Below are 19,911 nucleotides of genomic sequence, written 5' to 3'. Positions count from 1 at the left end.
AGCGCGATCGACGTGGACGGGCGCCCCCGCTCTACGGGGTCGGGCTCGCGTCCGGGGCCGGCGGAGGCTGGGGCGGCGGGGCCGCTTGCTCCTCTTCCGCGGCCGCCTCCTCGCCGGACTCGCCGGAGACGATCCGCTGGACGTCCTCGCACCGGCCGTCCGGGTACTTGGCCACATACTCCTTGGCCATCTGAGAGGCCTCTTCCTTGTGGCCGGCGACCACCTCGGAGCGGATGCGCTTGCAGAACGAGTCCTCCGCGAGGTTGCCCTCGGGCGACAGCGAGCGCGCCTGCTCGTAGTACTTCGCCGCCAGCGCCTGCTCGCCCATGCTCGCGTACATGTCGCCGAGCTTGTAGGCCGCGATCGGCGCGTTTGCGTCGCTCGGGAAGCCCTCGACCACGCGCGCGAACGCGCGCATCGCCGCGGCGCGATCGCCGCCCTTCCCGCGCAGGAGGTCGCTGAGGTCCATCAGCTCCCTCGCCGTCTTCGCGGAGGCGATGACGCCGTCGATGCCGCCGCTCTGCTGCTGCAGGCTCTGCAGCGCCTCGGCGACGTTGCCCGCGTTGTACCGCGCGCGCCAGTCCGGCGCGGCCGAGGCGGCCGGCGCGGCGGCCACCGGCGGCTCGATCGGCGCCACCTCCGCGCTCGAGCGCGGGAGCGACGAGGCGCGGGCGCGCCGGGGCTCCGGCGGCGCCACGACCGCGATCCGCTGCCGGATCGGCACGCCCTCCTCGGCGTCGCCGCGCCCGAGCTCCCGCGAGCCGGCCGGCGACGTGAGCTTGACCGAGCCGTCCGCGACGTTGACGTCGATCGCGTCCACGTTGTGCTTCACGCGCAGCACGCTGCCCGCCGCCGCCGCGAGGCGGGCCTCGCCGGCGACGATCGCGAGCGCCGCCGTGCGCGTCCCGCTCACGGTGTCGAGCCACGCCTCGCCCTGCACGAGCCGCAGCGTCAGCGCGCCGCCGTCCGCCTGCTCGACCTCGACGGTCGTGCCCGCCGTCAGCGAGATCCTCCCGCCGCCCGGCAGCTGGAAGGTGCGCCCCTGCGAGCCCGCGGCGAACACGTCGACGAGCGACGGCGCGTCGTCGGCCGGCGCCACGGCGGTGGGCCCGGGCGCCGCGCGCCCGTCGCTCCAGATCGCGTTGCCGAGCCACAGGCCGCCGCCGAACGCCGCGAACGTCGCCGCCGCGAGCATCGCGGCCATGCCCGCGCGCCGCGGCGACGAGCGCTCGCGCGCCCCGAGGTCGTGCTCGATGCGGTCCCAGACGCGCGCGATCCGCTCCTCGGTCGCGTGGTCGCGCAGATCTGCCGGGGCGATCCGGGGTAGCCCTCGCCGGCTCATGATGAGACCTCGCTGCTGGTTGAATCTACAAAATGACCGTCGAGGAAGTGTTGCGCCCGCGAAATCCGCCGCTTGACGGTCGCGAGCGAGCAGTCCGTCATCTGCGCGACCGTCTCGAGATCGTGCCCCTCCACCGAGCGGAGGATCCACGCGATCCGGTCGTCGGCCGGCAACGTCTGGAGCAGGGCGTAGATCTGCGCGATCTGCGCGCGCGCGTGGGGCGACGCGGCCGGGCTCGCCAGGGCGTCGAGATCGACCGGCTCGCTCGACTTGCCCATCCCGAGCACGCCGAGCAGCCGCGCGCGCCGCATCCGCGAGCGGACCTTGTGGACGATGATCGACCCGAGCCACGCGCGGAACGCGGCGGGATCCACGAGATCGTCGAGGCGCTCGAAGGCGCGGAGGAACGCGTCGTGGACGATGTCCTCCACGTCGCGCGCAGAGCCCTCGATGCGCGTCGCGAGGTGGATGGCGAAGGCGACGTGCCGCCGGTAGAGCTGCTCGAGCGCGCCCGAGTCCCGGCGGGCGCCGAGCACCACGAGCTGCGCGTCCGGCAGCTCCGCGAGGCCCGTTCCGCGCCCGGCCGGCCCAAGCGCGGCGGAGGACCGCCGGTCCTGGGCGCGCCGGCCATCGCCGCGGCCGCGCTCCTCCGGAGCGAACGCGGGCCCGGCGTCGCCCATGTCCTCCTGGGCCTCCGCGGCCGGGGCAGCCGGGGCGGCCGGTTCGACAAGGCGCAAGCGCCCTCGCTGAGGTCTCAGAGGCATGCGTTCGTACCAGGGGACATGACTGGAAATGTACAGCAGACGGTGATCGCGGTGCCCTCGCGGGAGGCGGAGCAGCGGCCCGGGCGGAGCGCCGGGCCCCGAGCTCCTGTCCAGAGCGGCATCAGGAGCGCCCCGAGGTTCCCACACTTTTCTAGACGCCTGATCGGGCCCGGGCGGCTCATCGAAAAAACTGTGAGCCGTTCTGGCCCCCCGCGGCGTCTGGGTGGTGGCCGCCGGATTTGCGTGCGGTTCACACGCCTGTTGATTGAGGGTGGTCTACCCGCCCCATTTTCGGAGGATTCCATGAAGAAGCTCGTTCTTGCGCTCGTCGCCCTGTCGTCCCTCGTCGTCGCCTGCGGCGGCAGCGCCCCGGCCCCGACCGACCCGGGCGCGGCTCCGGCGGCTGACCCGGCGGCGGCTCCGGCGGCTGACCCGGCGGCGGCTCCGGCGGCTGACCCGGCGGCGGCCCCCGCGGCCGACCCGGCGGCGGCCCCGGCGCCGGCCGACGCCCCCAAGTGAGCTCTCTGCGCGGCGCGTCGCTTCCTGGGTGAAGCGCGCACCGCGGAGCGCTTTGGGCGACGCCTCTCCGGAGGCGCCGCCCTCTTTTATTTTGTGCCGCTCGGTCGCGCATGCGCCCACGCCCCGCGGCTCCAGCGCCGGCGCGCCTGTGCTTTGGCGCCATCCGCCGCGCGTCTCCATGTATGTTCCGTCCGCGCGCGTTCCCGTGGACGGCTCATCGCGGCGCTGCTGCAGCCCGCGAGCCGGTCCCGCTCCTTCTGACAACCCGACCTCTCGTGTCCCCGGGGCTGATCGTATGGGTACCACAAGCCGGCTGAGCTTCCTGCTGCGGTCCGGGCGGCATCGCCCTGGCTTCCTCTCCTCGCGCGCCTTCGCCTGGTCTGCGCTCGTCGCCCTCGCGGGGGCCTCGCTCGGGGCGGGCTGCGGCCGCACCGAGACGTGGGAGTACGACAGCTCGTCCGGCGCCGAGCCCCCGGCGTGCGGCGACGGCGCCTGCAACGGCGCGGAGGACTGCCGCTCCTGCGCCCCCGACTGCGGCCCGTGCCAGGGCCCGGGGTGCGGCGACGGCGCCTGCTCGGGGACGGAGACGTGCTCGAGCTGCGCGAGCGACTGCGGCCCGTGCCCGGGGTGCGGCGACGGCGCCTGCAACGGCGCGGAGGACTGCGGCAGCTGCGCCGAGGACTGCGGCCTCTGTCCGCGCTGCGGCGACGCCGCCTGCGATCCGGCGAGCGAGTCGTGCTCGACGTGCCCGGACGACTGCGGCGTGTGTCCGAACTGCGGCGACGGCGTGTGCAGCGGCGCCGAGACGTGCGCGACGTGCGCGGGCGACTGCGGCGTCTGCCAGGGCTGCGGCGACGGCGTCTGCTCGCCGCGGGAGGACTGCCGCTCGTGCGCCCCCGACTGCGGCGTCTGCGAGGCCTGCGGCAACGGCGTGTGCAACGGCGGGATCGAGAGCTGCTTCTCTTGCCCGGACGACTGCGGCGCCTGCGCCACGTGCGGCGACGGCATCTGCTCGGGGACGGAGACGTGCGCGTCCTGCCGGCGCGACTGCGGCGTGTGCTCGGTGTGCTCGAACGGCGTCTGCGAGAGCTTCGAGACCTGCGGCATCTGCCCCCAGGACTGCGGCGTGTGTGAGCCGGTGGACTGCCAGGAGGTGGTCACCTGCGCCGCCCGGTGCATCGACAGGGACCGGATGCCGCCGGAATTCAGCGTCGCGTGCGTCTCCAGCTGCATGTCGCGGGGCTGCCCCAACGCTCAGTTTTTCGCCGATCAGGTCCTCTCGTGCGCCTTCAGGTCGCTCGCCGCCTGCAACGGCGACTTCGCCTGCATCCAGAAGCGGTGCGGCGTCGAGCTCTCGGCCTGCGCCCGGTCCACCTGCTGATCTCTCCCCGGGGCCGGCGCGGGCGTCCGCGTTTTTCGCCCTCGGCCGCCCTCGCCTCACGCGTCGTCGAGCAGCTCCTTGGCCGTCAGCTCGCTCGCCGCCCGCCCGTGCTCGTACTCGAGCAGGCCGAGCGAGGCGTAGCGCGGCCGCATCCGCGCGGACAAAAGGCCGATCCGCTTCAGGTTCGGCACGATCCGCCGGAACATCGTCCGGCGGAAGAACCCCATCAGGTCGCTCTTGAGCATGAGCTCGTCCCAGGCGCAGCGCGTCATGCGGTGAGCGTAGAACTCGTCATAAAACTCGTGCGCCAGGAAGCGGTTGCGCAGGAGCACCGACAGGTCGAACGCCCAGTCCTCACGCTCCCTCCGCGCCCGCTCGTCGATGCCCTCGCGGTAGAACCTGCTCAGCGCGAGCACCCCGTAGTGGACGTGGCGCGCCTCGTCGGTGATCACCGACCGGAGGACGTCCTTGAGGAGCGGCTCGCTCGTCACCTGGCGAATCGAGCCGAACGCGCCGAGCGCCAGGCCCTCGATCATGATCTGCATGCCGAGGAACTTCATGTCCCACCGGCCGTCGCTCATGATCGCGTCGATGACGACATAGAGGTTGTCGTTGATCTCGTAGAGCTTCTCCAGCTTCTGCGTCAGGTAGGTGTGGAACACCTCGACGTGGCGCCCCTCGTCGGCGACCTGCGTGCTCCCGTAGAGCTTCGCGTCGAGCGACGGCACGCACTCCGTGATCTGCGACGCCGCGAACAAGGCGCCCTGCTCGCCGTGCAGGAACTGGCTCAGCATCCAGGAGAGCAGCCCGTGGCGCTGCGTCGCGCGCTCCCGCTCGGAGAGCCTGCCCCAGGCGGGCAGCTTGGACGGCGGCATCCAGCTGTCGGGCAAGAGCGGCATTGCCGGGTCGAGCCAGTCGACGCTCCGCGACCAGTCGAGGTCTGTCGCAGCGTTCCACTGGGACGTCTTGGCGAGGTGGTAGAGCCTCGCCATGTCGGGGTCGTCCCGCCCGTAACTCCAGTTAAAGCTGGCCTCGTATCCAACCGAGATATCGGTCGAGACCACGCCCTTGCCCCGCCGCTGGACGAAGCCGCGGAAGGCGGGCCCGAGGAGCGAGGCGAGCACACGGACGTTACCGCTGCTCGATGCGTCGCGAAGGAGAGGGGCGGAATCGAGGAGGGTCTGGAGTGCTTGCTGGAGGCGCATGGACATGAGAGCTTTCCGGAGCGGCGAGGCGCGGGTGCGAGGTCGAGCGCCCCGCGGGCGGCCCTTATAATGGCACCTATCGTGGAGCGGCAATCGCCCCTCGCTCGTTTTTGCGTCGTCATATCGACTCCGGGAGCTCCCGAGTCGGCCAGGGGGTCCACGCCGAGCGCGCGCCCGTCGCCGGCCTGACATCGCGCGTCGCGGGGGCGCGGCGCGCGCCGCTGAAGGGCCGACGCTGGCCGCGTCAGAGCGCGCGGCACCGCAGCGTCGGCGCCGGCGAGGAGCAGTGCCCGGAGAGCTCGCCGATCAGCAGGAGCCCGGGCGGCCCCGCGGAGAGCTCGAGTCCGCCGATCCCGCGGACCGCCGCCTCCGTCGCGCAGAGCGCGTGCACCGCGTCGACGGGCGCCCACGCCCCGACCCGGGCCAGGTCGCCGCCGATGATCTCCGGGTGGTTCGCCGAGCGCACCACGACCTGCCCGGCGTGCAGGCACAGGTTCGTGTGCACGCGCGTGTCCGGGCCGCTCCTCAGCCCGATCTCCTCGTGGAGCGAGGCGGCGATCTCGATCACCGCCGCGCGCTCCAGCAGCGACTCCCGCAGCTCGCCGGAGAGGAGGCGCACCGCGAGGATCTCGCTGCCGGTCACGGAGACCAGCGTGAGCCCGGCGTCCCGGAGGCGCTCCTCCGCGAGGTCGAGCACGAGGCCGAGCTCCTCGGCGAGCGCGTCGTCGAGATCGTCGGCGTCGGTGCGCACCCGGAGATCGAGGTAGATCGCGATCGCGTCGGTCTGGAGCTCCGGCATGCTGCTCCGCCCCGACGTCGGCTCGCCGACCGCCTCGCGCAGCGTGTAGAGGAAGCTCTTCACCGAGGGATAGCGGTGCTCCGGCTGCTTCTCCATGCAGCGCAGCACCACCGCGTCGAGCGCGGGCGGCAGCGGGGTCCGCCGGCTCGGGCGCGGCGCGGGCTCCTCCAGGTGCTGCCGGAGCAGCTCGGTCGCGTCCGGCGAGTAGAACGGGAGCTTGCCCGTGAGGAGCCTGTGCAAGAGGACGCCGAGCGCATACACGTCCACGCGCGCGTCGAGGACGCCGCCGAGGATCTGCTCGGGCGCCATGATCGTGAGGGTGCCAGGCGCCCTCCCCGCCGTGGTGAAGCCGCTCGCCCCCTCGTCCGGCTCCATCAGCTTGGCGATCCCGAAATCGAGGAGCTTGACCGCCCGCGAGGCGCCCCGCGAGACGAAGATGTTGCTGCCCTTCACGTCGCGATGGATGATCCCGGCCGCGTGCGCCGCGTCGAGCGCCGAGCAGACCGGCTCGAGCAGCTCGAGCGCCTGCTCCGGCGAGAGCCGCCCCTCCTGCCGGAGGAGCACGTCGAGCGTCACCCCGTCGAGGTGCTCCATCACATAAAATGGCCGGCCGTCCGCGAGCTCGCCGGCGTCATGAATCTCGACGATCCCGGGGTGATTGAGCAGCCGCACCACCTCGATCTCGCGCAGGAAGCGCTTCACCATCTTCGGCGACGCGGCGAGCGTCCCGTGGAGCACCTTCATCGCCACGCGCGCGCCGGTCTGGAGGTGAATGGCCTCGTACACAGCCCCACATCCGCCCCGGGCGATGGGCGACACAATGCCGTACGCACCCGCCCGCGTGCCGCACGGCAGCTCGCCTCGGGAAAAGGACCTCTCCTCCAGCGAAAATGCCCGCGTCTCGTTATCTCGTGTCGCCAAAGCATCCATCGTCATAACCCCCCCGATGCGACTAAGGACTCACCCGAGCGAGGATTTTCTCCGCGCTAGACGGCCGGGTTGGCGCTACACGCCGCTTCGCCAAGTGGTACAGTAAATCCATCGTTATCCTTACGGTAGCCTATTCCATCTGCTAGCAGAACGGGCGCGGAGGGGGACAGATGAAGAGGCGAATCCGAGCGCTGTGCGCACACACATTTCTGTTGGCTTCAGTGCCGTGCTGCGGTGGCAGCGACGGATTTCCCGCGGAGTGGGGGTCGGTCGACGAGGTCTCAAGTGCGCTCGTGAATCACAACGCGCTGAACCCGAACGCCCTCAACCCGAACGCCCTCAACCCGAACGCCCTCAACCCGATTGCGCTCGCCCCGAACAGACTCGCCTCGAACGCCATCTCGGCGGCGGTCCGCGCCGCCATCACCCGCCCGGGGGAGCTCGGCGCGATGTCCAGGCAGCTCCTTCAATACATCGTCGGCTGCGCGCTGACCCCGTCGCAGTCGTTCAGGTTCTCGTGGCGCGACGAGCGCGGCGAGCTGCGCGAGGAGGTCTACCCGGGTTACCTCGGGCTCGCCGCGAGCTGGGCCATCGCGCCGCTGAGCGAGTCCCGGGAGCAGTGGGTCTCGGCCTGCGTGGCGTCGCGCGCCAACCGGGCCGGCGTCTCCGTGATGATCTCGTCGCGCGCGGCGCACCTCGCCCTCAGGCACCCGAACGCGAGCGAGGTCGAGTCGTATCCGATGGAGGAAGGCGCGTTCTGGGGCGATCTCTTCGCGACCCCGCCCCGCCTCTATGCCTGCTACAACGAATCCAACGTGGAGAGCTCTCGGGCCCTCAGCAGGGACTGCGCCGCGGGGCTCGCCGAGCCCGGAGGGGGCGTCCGAGAATGCCCGAACATTCACATCGTGGGCTCATGCGATCTCGCGTGTGACGCGCTCAGCGCGGCCGACGGCCATCGCCCGAGCTGCGCCGACGATCGAGGCGAGTCGTGGCCCGCGGTGATTACGACGTTCCTGCCATGAGGCCCCCATGTTGCCCGATGCTCATCGAGGCGGAAGCGCGGCTGGCTCCGGGGCGCCCACGGCGCGGTGCAAGGAGTGCGGCAGGCGCGTCGCGCACGCGGATCCGGGGTGTCCGGAGCACGGCCCCGTGGTGCGGCAGGCCAGCCCGGAGCCCGGCGCGCCCGGCGGCGCGGACGAGCCCAGCGGCAGCTGGCTGAGCGCGACCGCGCTGCCCAGCATCGAAGGCTACCGGGGCGTCCGGCTCGCCGGCGCAGGCGGGTTCGGGGCCGTGTTCTCGGCCGAGCCCGAGGAGGGCGGCCCGACCGTGGCGATCAAGGTCGCACGCGCCGGCCAGCCGGACGCGAGCGCGCGCCTCGTCAAGGAGATGCGGGCCCTCTACGACGTCGGGCCGCCCCACGTGCCCGCCGTCTACGGGTGCGGCCAGCTCGCCTCGGGCGCGCCGTACTTCGTCATGGAGTACCTCGACGGCCCCACGCTCGCCGACCGCCTCGTGGCGCGCGGGGTCGCCGGGCCGATGCCGGCGCGCGAGGCGTGCGCCCTCGCGCGCGCCGCGCTCCGGGCCCTCGAGGCGATCCACGCGCGCGGCTACGTGCACCGCGACGTCAAGCCGGAGAACATCTTCGTCTACGGCGCGCCGCTCGCCGCGCGCGCCGGAGACGGCGGGCACCGCGCCACCATCATCGATCTTGGCCTCGCCGCGGGGCACCGCGAGCCGTCGCCCCGCCTCACCGCCGAGAGCGACGCGCCCGGCACCGCCGAGTACATGGCCCCCGAGCAGTGCGACGGCCGCGGCGACGTCGACGCGCGCGCGGACGTGTACGCCCTCGGCGCCGTGCTGTTCGAGCTGCTCACCGGCAAGCCGCCCTTCTGGGGACCTCCCGCCCTGGTGCGGCAGGACCACCTCGGCCGCCGCCCCCCGCGGCCCTCCCTGATCGCGCCGATCTCGCGCTCGCTCGAGGAGATCGTGCTCCGGTGCCTCGCGAAGGACAGGGGCCAGCGCTTCGCGAGCGCCGCGGCGCTCGGCGCCGCCCTGGAGAGCTTCGAGCGCGGGCAGGAGCGCCGCCCCTCGCGCGTCAGGAGCCCCACCACCGATCCGCCGCCGCCGAGCGCCCGCAGCGTCGAGCGGCGCGCCGTCGCGCTCCTCTTCTTCGAGGCCGAGCTCGACGTCGTGGCCCTCCAGCGGAGGCTCAGCGCGCTGGGCGGCGAGCTCGCCCACGCCGCGGGAGGCCGCTTCGTCGCCGTCTTCGATCACGCGGACGGCGCGAGCCCGCTGCGCCGCGCGGCGCACGCCGGCCGCGAGCTAGAGCAGCAGCGCGTCCTCTCCCGCGGGCTGCTCGACCTCGCGACCGTGTCCGTCCAGCCGCGGCCCGACGGCACGCGGCGGTTCCTGAGCCCGCTCTTCCACCGCGAAGATCGGCTCGCGGCGGGCGGCCCTCTGGGCCTCAGCCTGTCGCCGGCGGCCGCGGCGGCGCTCGGCGACGACGCCTCCCAGGCCCCGGGCGACGGCCTCCCCCCGCCAGGACCGGCCTCCGCCCGGCCCGGGCTGGCCGCCGCCCTGCCCGACGCCGACACCGCGTTCGACTCGAGCTCCCAGCCGCTGTTCGGCCGGAGCGACGTGCTCGACGCGCTGGTCGCGGGCGCGCGCGACGCCGTGGCGACCGCGACGCCCACCATCGCCAGCGTCATCGGCGTGGCCGGCCACGGCAAGAGCCGCCTCGCCGGCGCGCTCGCGCAGCGGCTGCGCGCGATCGAGGGGAGCGCCGAGGTGATCGAGCTCCGGACCGGCGAGCCGGTCGCGGGCGGGGCCGATCGCGTCGTCCGGGAGATCCTGCAGCGGGCGCTCGCGCTGCCGTCGTCCCCTCCGGCGGACGGCGGCAGCGCGCTCCTCCGGCGCCGCCTCGCGGGCGCGCAGCAGGCGCGGCTCGGGGCCGCCGTGGCGCTCGCGCTCGGCTGGATCAGCGACGACCCGCTCGCCGAGGAGCGCTACCCGGAGCTCCGCGCGCTCTCCGCGGCGCCCGGCGCGCTCCGCGCCGCGCTCTCCGTGGCCGCCGGCGAGGCCCTCCGCCGGCGATCGCGCCGGACGCCGCTCTTCGTGGTGCTCGACGACGCGCACGTGGCCGACGACGCGGCGCTCGCCGCGCTCGAGTACGCGGCGCTCGCCGAGGCGCAGGCGCCGCTCTTCATCTGCGCGTTCGGGCGGCCGAGCTTCGAGAGCGCGCGCCCCTCCTTCGGCGAGCGCGCCGCGCGCCGCGAGACCTACCGCCTCGAGGCGCTCGATCGCGAGAGCGCGATCGCCCTCTGCCGGCGGCTGCTCCTGCCCGCGGAGGACGTGCCCGAGCCCGCGGTCGCGCACCTCGTCGAGCGCGCGCAGGGCGTCCCGCTCCTGCTCATCGAGCTCGTGCGCGGCCTCAAGCGGGGGGGCGTCGTGCGCCGGCACCCGCGGGGCGACGCGTGGTACCTCGCCACCGACGAGCTCGATCGGCTCCCCGACATGCCGCTCCTCGACTGGCTCGCGCTCGGCGAGATCGACGCGCTCCCGCCCGCGCTGCAGGCGCACGCGCGGCTCATCGCGCTGCTCGGCCCCGACGTCGCGGTCGCCGAGGTGGCCGGCGTGCTCCACCGGCTCGACGAGCACGGCGAGGCCGACGACCTCCCGCTCGACGCCGCGGTCGCCGTGAAGCGCCTGATCGCCGCGGGCCTCCTCGTCCAGGACCGGCGGGGCCGCATCGGCTTCCGCCACGCGCTGGTCCGCGAGGCGGTGGCCCGCGGCGCGCCCGAGCCGCTCCGCCGGCGCGTCCACCTCGCGGCCTTCAAGCTGCACCGCGACGCCGCGAGCGACGAGGCCGGCGAGCGCGACGCGCCGCACCTCAAGAACGATCGCCTCATCCCGTTCGCGTACCACGCCGCCCAGGCGGGCCTCGGCGAGATCGCGGAGATCGCCTACCTCACCCTCGCGGAGCGCGCGCGCGCCCGGCACGCCTACCTCGACGCGGAGACGCTCTACAGCCGCGCCCTGGAGCAGCCGATCGAGCCGACGGCCCCGGGCGGAGGCCCGCCCAGCCGCCGCGCGCCGGGCGGGGTGCGCCCCGACCGCGCGGCCGCGCACCGGGGCCGCGGCCTCATGCGCTACCGCCTGGGCCGCTACCACGACGCGCTCGCCGATTTCGCCAGCGCGCGGGCCATCGCGCGGGCGCGCGGCGACATCCCGGCGCAGATCGACATCCTGCTCGACGAGGCCACGGCGCTCGACTGGATGGACGAGGTCAAGAGCTCCGAGGAGCGCGTCGAGGAGGCGGGCGTGCTCGCCGACGGGATCACGCTGTCGCCGGCGCTCACCGCGCGCCTCGCGCTCGGCGCCGGGCGCACGCTCCACCGCTTCAGCCGGGAGGAAGAGGCGGCCGCGGCGCTCGAGCGCGCGGCGGCGTCGGCCGCCTCGCTCGGCGACGACGGGTACGAGACGCTCGTCATCTCGCTGCTCATGCTCGGCTTCGTCCTCCAGGGGCTCGGCCGGCTCGACGACGCAGAGGACGCGCTCGGCCGGGCGATCGCGCTCTGCGAGGCGCACCACGACACGCTCCACCTCTGCTCCGTGACGAACAACCGCGCGCTCCTCTGGGCGTGCCGCGGCGACAAGGCCCGGATGATCGCCGACCTCGAGCGGGTGCTCGCGCTCGCGCGCGACCTCGGCCAGGGCGCGCTGGAGCGGGTCGGCGAGTACAACCTCGGCGAGTACCTCTACCTCATGGACGACCTCGCGGCGGCGGGGCCGCACATCGATCGCGCGCTCGAGATCGAGCGGCACCGGCTCTGCGGGGTGTGCCGGCCTGTCGCCTTGCTCCTCAAGGCCCGGTTCCTCTTCTTTTGCGGCGAACAGGCCGAGGCGCGCGCGCTGTTCGAGCAGATGCGCGAGATGCAGGAGCGAGCCAGCGCCGAGGGCCAGGCCGACGCGCTGATGGTCCCCTCGGAGGCGGTGCTCTGCGCCATGATCGATCTGGCCACCCAGGACGGGGGCTCCGCGGACGACGCCGCGTGGGACGCGCTCGTGGACCGCTCGGCCCAGAGCTCCGTGGGCCAGGAGCACATCGAGGTCCTCGAGATCCGCGCGGTGACCGCGCTGCGCCGCGGCCGGCTCGCCGCCGCGCGCGGCGCGCTCTCGGCCGCGATCGAGGCCGCGGAGCGCATCCCGAACGTGATGGGCGACCGGCTGCGCCGCCACGCCGCCGCCATCGCCGAGCGCGAGGCGGCGGAGGCCGCCCTGGATCAGGCGACGCAGCCGGCGTAGGCAGGCCGCCCGGTCGCCGCCGCCCCGCGACGTGTCACCCGGCGGCGGCGAGCGCGAGGGTCTTCGCGTTGTCGGGCACGCACGTCAAGAACCGCTCCCGCCACGCCGCGTCGCTGATCTTCGCCGCGCGGTCGAGCAGGTGCTGGCGCGCGACGGCGAGCGCCTCCGCCGCCTCGCGCGCGGCGCCCGCCGCCGCGAGCGCCTCGGCGTAGGCGAGCCGCACGAGCGACTCGCCCTCCTCGAGCGAGCCCGCCTCCTCGAGCTGCACGAACGCCTCGCGCGCGGCCGGCAGCGCCTCTTCCGGGCGGCCCTGCGCGAGCAGCGCGCGCGAGAGCACCGCCACGGCGGCGGCGCGGAGCGGAGGCGCCACCACCAGCGCCTCGACCGCGGCGCGCGCCTCGCGCTCGGCGGCCACGGGATCGCCCGACAGGAGCATGATCTTCGCCATGTACGTCAGCGTCACGCCCTCCATGCGCCGGTCGCCATGCTGCTGGAACGCCGCGGCGGCGCGCTGCTCGAGGAGCTTCGCCTCCTCGAGCTGCCCCAGGTGGGCGATGACGTAGCCGAGGTTCTGAAGCGCGGCCGTCTCCAGGTCGTCGAGGCCCATGCGCTGCGCCGCGGCGAGCGCCGTCCGGAGCTCCGACTCGGCCACCTCGAAGTCGCCGAGCTCACCGTACAAGAAGCCCAGGTTCGAGCGCGCCGCGCAGGCGTTCCGGCGGTCGCCGGCCTGCTCGAACGCCGCGCTCGCCGCCGTGAACCCGCTCAGCGCGGCCCCGGTGTCGCCCCTCGTCTGCGCCCGGACCGCACGCGCCTGCTGGTAGAGCCCCGCCGCCTGCGGCTCGAGCCCGGCCGGCTCGCTCGCGGCCGCCTCGAGCATCTGGATCAGCGCGTCGGCCGCCGCGTAGCGGCCGCCGAAGCTCAGGAACGTCGCGGCGTCGCACAGGCACATGATCCGCGCGCTGATCGCGCCCGCCGCCTCGGCCGCCCGCGTCGCCCACGCCTCGACGCGATCGAAGTGGCCGAGCTTCCCCTCCGCGATGATCACCTGCCCGATCGCGCGGAACCACGGCGAGCTGCCCGTCCGGACGAGGCTCGCCGCCTCGGTGCCGCGCTGCGCGGCGAGCGCCGCCTCTCCCTGCCACAGGCTGATCTCGGCCTCCACGAGCCGCAGCCGCCCGAGCTCCTCGTCGGCCGCTCCGCACTGGACGCCCATCTCGGCGCGCGCGAGCGCGCTCGCCAGATCGTTCGCCTCGAGCGCCTGCTCCGCGGCCCTCCGGTACCACCGCACCGCGCGCACCGGCTCGCCGCCGCGGCGGAAGTGCTCCGCGAGCGCCATCGCGTCGGTGTGCCCGCTGCGCTCGAGCCACTCGCCGGCCAGCTTGTGGCCGAGGGCGCGGTCCGGCTCCGTGAGCATCGCGTACGCGGCCTCGCGCACGATCGCGTGGCGGAACACGTAGTCCGTCGGGATGAGCCACCCCGGCGTCGAGACCGGGGCGATGAGCTCCCGCGCCGCGAGCGCGTCGAGCCACGTCTCGGTCTCCTTCACGCGCGTCGCGCCGCCGAGCAGCGCCGCCACCGCGAGCTTCGAGAAGCGGTCGCCGAAGATGCTCGCGGCCCGCAGCACGCGCTTCGCCTCGTGCCCCTCGGCGTCGAGCCGCGCCTCGACCGTGCCCAGCACCGAGTCGGGCAGCACGTCCCCCTTGCCCGTCGCGACCGCGCGGATGAGCTCCTCCAGGTAGAACGGGTTGCCGTCGGCCCGGTCCACGACCCGGGCCACCGTCTCCGCGGGCGTGTCCTCGCCGAGCGCGCTCCGCACCATGCGCTCGCTCGCCTTGGCGGGCAGCGGCCCGAGCTTGATCGTCTGCACCTCCCGGTCGGTCCACAGCCCGGGGAACTGCTTGTTCACCTCGGGTCGGGCCAGCGCGAGCAGCATGAGCGGCAGGTCCCGGAGGTTCCGGAGCGTCTGATCGATGAGGCGCACGGTCGCCGGATCGCCGAAGTGCAGGTCCTCGAGCACGAGCAGCACCGGCTGCGCCGCGCACTCGGCGGCGAGCCAGTCCTCCCACGCCGCGCGCGTCGCGTCGGCCATGAGCATCGCGTTGTCGCGCGCCGCGCGCAGCCCGCTCGTCTCGCCATCGGGGAACGGCGTCCGCGAGAGCTCGCCCAGGAAGGCCGCGATCCGGCTCAGCGCCTCGCCGCTCAGGTGGCGCCCGAGCCGGCGCGTCAGCTTGCGCCGCCGGGCCTCCACCGGCTCGCCCTCGCGCATCCCCGCCGCCTTGTGGATCGCGTCGGCGATGAGGCCGAACGGAGACCCCGCGGCCATCGACTCGGCCCGCCCGGAGAGGATCTCCACCGACCCGAACTGGCGCCGCACCCGGGTGAGGAACTCCAGGCGGAGCCTCGACTTCCCGGACCCCGCCGCGCCGATCACGAGCACCGCGCTCGCCAGCGACTCGGTCACGCACCCGGAGAACACGCCCTCCAGCATGGACAGCTCGCGGATGCGGCCGACCCAGACGCTCGGCTTCCCGAGGAGCACGGGGACGCTCTCGTCGGCCGCCGTCTCGGTCGCGAGGAAGGGCCCGTTCTCGTCGGTCTCCACCTTGAGCCGGCCGCCGACGACGCTGGCCGTCACGTCGTCGAGCCGGACCGCCCCGGCTTGCGCGGCCCGCAGGGCGCGCACCCCCCGGTCGATGACGTCGCCCTCGATGAGCTTCGCCGACGACACGCCGCGCCCCGTGGCGACGGCGAGCGGGATGCCTGGGAACCGCGCGCGCAGCGCGAGCGCGCACCGCGCCGCCCGCTCGGCCCGGTCCACGGCGCTCCCGGCGCCGGCGAGGATCGCGATGAGCGAACCTCGCGAGATCTCCGTGATGTGGGCGCCGTAGGGCTCCACCGCGGCCCGCACCTCCGAGCGCGGCACCGCGGAGCCCGGGCCCTCGCTCGAGAGCTCCTGCAGCACGCTCGAGACGTCCGAGGCGCTGGGCACGCCGCCGGCCGCCGCGACGCTCATCTGCACGTCGTCCGGCTCGCCGGCGAGCACGAGGGACACGAGCCGCTGCTCGCTACGCGTGAGGAACCCGTCGACCCGCGCCGAGCGCATGGTCGCGTCGCGCGGCGAGGCCAGCGTCGCGGGCCGCGGCGTCGCCCAGGCGTCGAGCGCCTCCGCGATCTCCGAGAGCTCGACCCCGACGTCTCCGCAGTCGCGCGGCCGGTCCTCGGGGTTCTTCGCCATCATCCGGTCCATGAGGCGCTCCAGCGGCTCCGGGACGTCCGCGCGGACGTCGCGCAGCCGGGGCGTCTGCTGGAACAGGAGCTTGGCGAGCGCCGCCATGACGTGCGCCCCCTCGAAGGCCGGGCGGCCCGCGATGCACTCGTAGAAGACGCACGCGAGCGAGAACACGTCCGCCCGCGCGTCGAGGGCGCCGCCGCCCTCGATCTGCTCGGGCGCGATGTACCCCGGCGTTCCGAGGATCCCGCCCGTGTAGGTGAGCCGCCGCGACTCCCCGTCGGGGCGCGCGATCCCGAAGTCGACGAGCCTGAGCTGGCCGACATCGCCGGCGACGAGGAAGATGTTGCTCGGCTTGACGTCGCGGTGGATGATCCCGCGCGAGTGCGCGAAGGCGAGCGCGTCCGCCGTCCTGCGCAGCACCGCGAGGCTCTCGGCGAGCGCGAGCTGGCGGCGCGCGAGGCACGCCGCCAGGTCCTCCCCCTCCAGCCACTCCATGGCGAGGTAGTGGTCCCCGGCGCTGGTCCGCCCATGCGCGACGTACCGCACGATCCCCGGGTGGCTCAGCTCGGCGAGGATCTGCGACTCACGCTCGAACCGCTCGACGTCGAACGCCTCGCGGCTGTGCAGGACCTTGAGGGCGACCGGGCGGTCGTCGAGGCGGTCGTGCGCGCGATAGACCGTCCCCATCCCCCCGGCCGCGACCTGCTGCCCGACGACGAAGCGGCTCGCGAGGACTGCGCCGGAATCCACGCGGCTCGATGCTACTCGAGGAAGACGGACACCGAAGCCTTGTAGCGGTCGGTGCCGCGCGGAAAGACGGGGGTGCCGCACGGCAGCTTGAGTGGCTCGCGGTCGTGGCAGTCCGAGAAGCTGCCGTCCGACCTCGGCCCATCGCACACATCCTCACATTTGCCCACGACATCGATCGGGCAGTTCTCGACCGAGGGCCCGCAGACGCGGGGGATCGACCTCTTGCCCGGCGCGAGGCAGGCGAGGAGGCGCTGGTGCTCGCCGAAGACGTTGCCGAAGTAGGTCGCCTCCGAGGTGTCGTATCTCGCCCGCTCCCACTTCGAGGACGAGAGCGCCCGGTTCTTTCCGCGGAGCGAGATCATGACGTGCTCGCCCCGGTAGTTCACGCGCGCGAGCAGGCACGCGGAGACCCACTCCTGGCAGCTTTCATCACACGAGCCGCGCTTCTGGCCCCACTCGGGCGCGAGGCCGAGATCCCCGTCGAAGCTGTACTGCACCCCGTCGACCTTGACCTCGACGCGCTCCTCCTCGGGGAGCGCGCAGCTCACGATGAAGCTGAGTAGCTCCCTCGACACGGGATCACGGAGCGCGCCTCTCGTCAGCGAGTTGGCGGTCAGCGCGTTGGCCGTCAGCGCGTTGGCCGTCAGCGCGTTGGCGGTCAACGCGTTGGCGGTCAGCGCGTTGGCCGTCAGCGCGTTGGCCGTCAGCGCGTTGTGAATCGTCACCTCCTGCTGGACCGCTGCCACCGCCTCATCCTCCCCTTCGAGCTCGGCAGACGCGACGCAAGCGGCCTGCGAGAACGACACAGCCACGCAAGCGAGGAGAGCGAACTGGCGTGCAAACTCCATAGTACCAATCAGATTTACACCACTCCATCTATCAAGTTCAATTGATTTATGGACATTTTGCTGGACATGTTTCTGCACACCGCCACGACACGCAACACCTAGTCAGGTGCCGGGAGTGGGATAACGCAGAGCGCAGCACTCGGGCGCACCCCGCGTCGGGGGGGAAGCGAAACAGCGCGTGGGTGGGAGATTTACGCCAGCTTCCTGGCCAGCAGCGTATTGACCAGGTCGGGGTTCGCCTTACCGCCGGAGGCCTTCATGACCTGGCCGACGAAGAACCCGATCAGCTTCGAATTCCCCGCGCGGAAGCGGGAAACCTCGCCTGGATGGCCGGCGATGATCTGGTCGACGATGCGCTCCAGGGCGCCTTCGTCGGCGACCTGCCGGAGCCCTCTCTGCGCGACGATCGCCTTCGGACTACCGCCCTGCTGCATTATCTCAGCGAGGACATCTTTTGCGATCTTCCCGGAAATCGTCCCGTCATCGATCAGCGCCAGGAGCTCGCCGAGCTGCGCACCCGAGACGGGGAGGTCGCCTGCCTTCCTGTCCTTCAGCTCCCGGGCGACCGAGTGGATGACCCAGTTGGCGGCGCCCCGGGGGTTGTCGTGCACGGCGACCGTCTCCTCGAAGAGCCGGAGGAGGCCGTCGTCGTCGGCCAGGACCACCGCGTCATCGCCCGGTATCCCACGTGTATCGATGAGGTGTCTGGCCTTCTCGGCCCGCGCCGGGTCGAGCCGCGCGAGGCGCTCCTCGAAGGGCGCGCGCTCGCGCCGAGGCTCCGGCGGCGGCGCCTTCGCGGCCGGGCCCTCGGGCGCGGGCCCAGGGGCCCGAGCGGGCTTCTCGGCCGAGAGCCTCGACCACGAGTCCTTGAGCGCCACCGTGCGGTTGAAGACGGGCGCGCCGGGCGCGGAGTCGATGGGGTCCACGAAGAAGAACCCCTGGCGCTCGAACTGGACGTGGCTCCCCTTCTCGACCGTGGACAGGCTCGGTTCCACCTGACACCCGCTCAGGACAACCAGCGAACCAGGATTCAAGTTCTCCAGGAAATCCTTTCCCTCGTCGACCGCGTCGGGCCGCTCGGCCGCGAAGAGCCGGTCGTAGAGCCGGACCTCGGCGGTGAGCGCGTGGGCGGCCGAGACCCAGTGCAACGTTCCCTTCGGCTTGCGGCCGTCGGGCGCCTCACCGCTCTTCGTGGGGCGATCGTACGTGCAGCGGAGCTCGACGACCTCTCCTGTGGCCTCGTCTCTCACCACGTCGCGACAGGTGATGAACCCGGCGTAGCGGAGCCGCACCTGCTGCCCGGGCGCGAGCCGGAACCACTTCTTGGGGGGGTCCTGGAGGAAGTCGTCGCGCTCGATGTAGAGCACCCGGGACAGCGGGACCTTGCGGGAGCCTTCCCTCGGCACGTCCTCGGGCCAGTAGGGCGCGTCGATCTCCTCCACCTGCCCCTCGGGGTAGTTCTCGAGGACGACCCGGAGGGGGCGCAGCACCGCCATGACGCGCGGGGCGCGGAGGTTCAGGTCGTCGCGGACGCACGACTCGAACTTGGCGATGTCCACCATGCTGTTCGTCTTGGCGACGCCGATCTCCTCGCAGAACGAGCGGATGGCCTCGGGCGTCACCCCGCGGCGCCGGAGGCCGGCGATGGTGGGCATGCGCGGGTCGTCCCAGCCCGTCACGAGCCCGCCCTTCACGAGCGCGAGCAGCTTTCGCTTGCTCATCACCGTGTAGCTCAGGTTGAGCCGAGCGAACTCGTACTGGCGAGGGCGGGACGGGACGTCGAGGTGCTCGATGATCCAGTCGTACAGCTCCCGGTTGTTCTCGAACTCCAGCGTGCAGATCGAGTGGGTGATCCCCTCGATCGCGTCGGACAGGCTGTGAGCGAAGTCGTAGAGCGGGTAGACGCACCACGCGTCGCCCGTCCGGTAGTGGCGCGCGCGCTTGATGCGGTAGATCGGCGGATCGCGCATCTTCATGTTGGGAGCGGCCATGTCGATCTTGGCCCTGAGCACGTGCGCGCCCTCCGGGAACTCCCCTGCTCTCATCCGGGCGAAGAGATCCAGGCTCTCCGCGACGGACCTGTTCCTGTAGGGGCTCTCCCGACCGGGCTCCGTGACGGTGCCGCGGAGCTCGCGGGTCTCTGCCTCGCTCAGGCTGCACACGTAGGCGCTGCCCTTCTGGATGAGCTCCACCGCGAAGGCGTAAAGCCGCTCGAAGTAGTCCGACGCGAAGAAGAGCTTGTCGCCCCAGTCGCCGCCGAGCCAGCGCACGTCCCGCAGGATCGACTCCACGTACTCCATGTCCTCGGCGGCCGGGTTCGTGTCGTCGAAGCGCATGTGACACGCGCCCCCGAAGTCCGCCGCCAGCCCGAAATTGAGCAGGATCGACTTCGCATGTCCGATGTGCAGGTAGCCGTTCGGCTCGGGCGGGAACCGGGTCACGACCCGCGTGTGCCTGCCGGCGGCGAGGTCCTCGGCGATGATGTTGCGGATGAAGTTGGACGCGGCGACGCTGCTGTCAGCGTCGCTCGCTCTGGGGCTCTGCGTTGTCACAGCTCTTTTCACCTCGGCTCGGGCGGCGCCGCCCGCGCCGAGCCTACTCAAACGGCACCCGCCGGGCCACCGCGGAGACGGCGTCCGCCCGGCGCGGAGCCCGCAAGGACGGGCGCTTCGCGAGGATTCGCGAGGAGAGGAGGGAGAGGCGCGGCCGGGGCCCGCGGGCAGACGGGGCAGAGACGCGGCGCGGACGGGGCCGGCGGGCTACCCGGGGCGGCGGCGGCCGGGCGCCGCGCGGGCGGCGCCGCGGCGGGCAGGCGCGGGCGGGCGCGGCGGACGGCG

General features: G+C 73.3%; 11 protein-coding genes. 4 read left to right on the top strand and 7 right to left on the bottom strand.

What is annotated here, in order from left to right:
• Positions 1-31 precede the first annotated feature (31 nt).
• Together WMF46_RS46805 and WMF46_RS46800 are read right to left on the bottom strand one after the other, a co-directional pair.
• Entirely contained in the window at positions 32-1,342 is a 1,311-nt protein-coding gene (locus WMF46_RS46805) for a FecR domain-containing protein (RefSeq protein ID WP_437983172.1), read from the bottom strand.
• A complete protein-coding gene (locus WMF46_RS46800; protein WP_437983171.1) occupies positions 1,339-2,079 on the bottom strand; it encodes an RNA polymerase sigma factor in 741 nt (246 codons plus the stop codon). Before WMF46_RS46800 ends, WMF46_RS46805 begins: the two co-directional genes overlap by 4 nt.
• 330 nt (positions 2,080-2,409) lie before the next feature.
• On the opposite strand from WMF46_RS46800, the gene WMF46_RS46795 reads away from it, so the two are divergent.
• Positions 2,410-2,625 (top strand): hypothetical protein, encoded by a 216-nt coding sequence (locus tag WMF46_RS46795; RefSeq protein ID WP_437983170.1) that lies wholly within the window; start codon positions 2,410-2,412, stop codon positions 2,623-2,625.
• Between the two features lie 295 nt (positions 2,626-2,920).
• Complete coding sequence (locus tag WMF46_RS46790) at positions 2,921-4,006, top strand: hypothetical protein (protein WP_437983169.1); 1,086 nt, start codon at positions 2,921-2,923, stop codon at positions 4,004-4,006.
• Positions 4,007-4,062: 56 nt separating this feature from the next.
• Here the strand turns inward: WMF46_RS46790 and WMF46_RS46785 are convergent, their stop codons facing one another.
• Both WMF46_RS46785 and WMF46_RS46780 read right to left on the bottom strand, forming a co-directional pair.
• Positions 4,063-5,217, bottom strand: a complete 1,155-nt coding sequence (locus WMF46_RS46785) for a ferritin-like domain-containing protein (RefSeq protein WP_437983168.1) — start codon at positions 5,215-5,217, stop codon at positions 4,063-4,065.
• 238 nt (positions 5,218-5,455) lie between these two features.
• Positions 5,456-6,940, bottom strand: a complete 1,485-nt coding sequence (locus tag WMF46_RS46780; protein WP_437983167.1) for a serine/threonine-protein kinase — start codon at positions 6,938-6,940, stop codon at positions 5,456-5,458.
• A 293-nt stretch (positions 6,941-7,233) separates the two neighbouring features.
• Between WMF46_RS46780 and WMF46_RS46775 the strand changes: the two genes are divergently transcribed.
• Complete coding sequence (locus WMF46_RS46775; RefSeq protein WP_437983166.1) at positions 7,234-7,962, top strand: hypothetical protein; 729 nt, start codon at positions 7,234-7,236, stop codon at positions 7,960-7,962.
• A 7-nt stretch (positions 7,963-7,969) separates the two neighbouring features.
• Entirely contained in the window at positions 7,970-12,244 is a 4,275-nt protein-coding gene (locus tag WMF46_RS46770) for a serine/threonine-protein kinase (protein ID WP_437983165.1), read from the top strand.
• A 34-nt stretch (positions 12,245-12,278) separates the two neighbouring features.
• On the opposite strand, the gene WMF46_RS46765 is transcribed toward WMF46_RS46770, so the two are convergent.
• The 3 genes from WMF46_RS46765 to WMF46_RS46755 all read right to left on the bottom strand — a co-directional run bounded on the left by WMF46_RS46765 (position 12,279) and on the right by WMF46_RS46755 (position 19,626).
• Entirely contained in the window at positions 12,279-16,226 is a 3,948-nt protein-coding gene (locus tag WMF46_RS46765; protein ID WP_437983164.1) for a serine/threonine-protein kinase, read from the bottom strand.
• An 11-nt stretch (positions 16,227-16,237) separates the two neighbouring features.
• On the bottom strand, positions 16,238-16,972 hold the full coding sequence (locus WMF46_RS46760) for a hypothetical protein (protein ID WP_437983163.1): 735 nt from the start codon (positions 16,970-16,972) through the stop codon (positions 16,238-16,240).
• Between the two features lie 293 nt (positions 16,973-17,265).
• Positions 17,266-19,626: a glutamine--tRNA ligase/YqeY domain fusion protein gene (locus tag WMF46_RS46755; protein ID WP_437983162.1), complete on the bottom strand. Its 2,361-nt coding sequence runs from the start codon at positions 19,624-19,626 to the stop codon at positions 17,266-17,268.
• Positions 19,627-19,911: the final 285 nt, after the last annotated feature.

It is taken from the genome of Sorangium sp. So ce117, assembly GCF_051524395.1.
Taxonomy (GTDB): domain Bacteria; phylum Myxococcota_A; class Polyangia; order Polyangiales; family Polyangiaceae; genus Sorangium; species Sorangium cellulosum_B.
The sequence above is the reverse complement of the archived record's forward strand: the minus strand, read 5'-3'. Positions and strand labels throughout refer to the sequence as shown.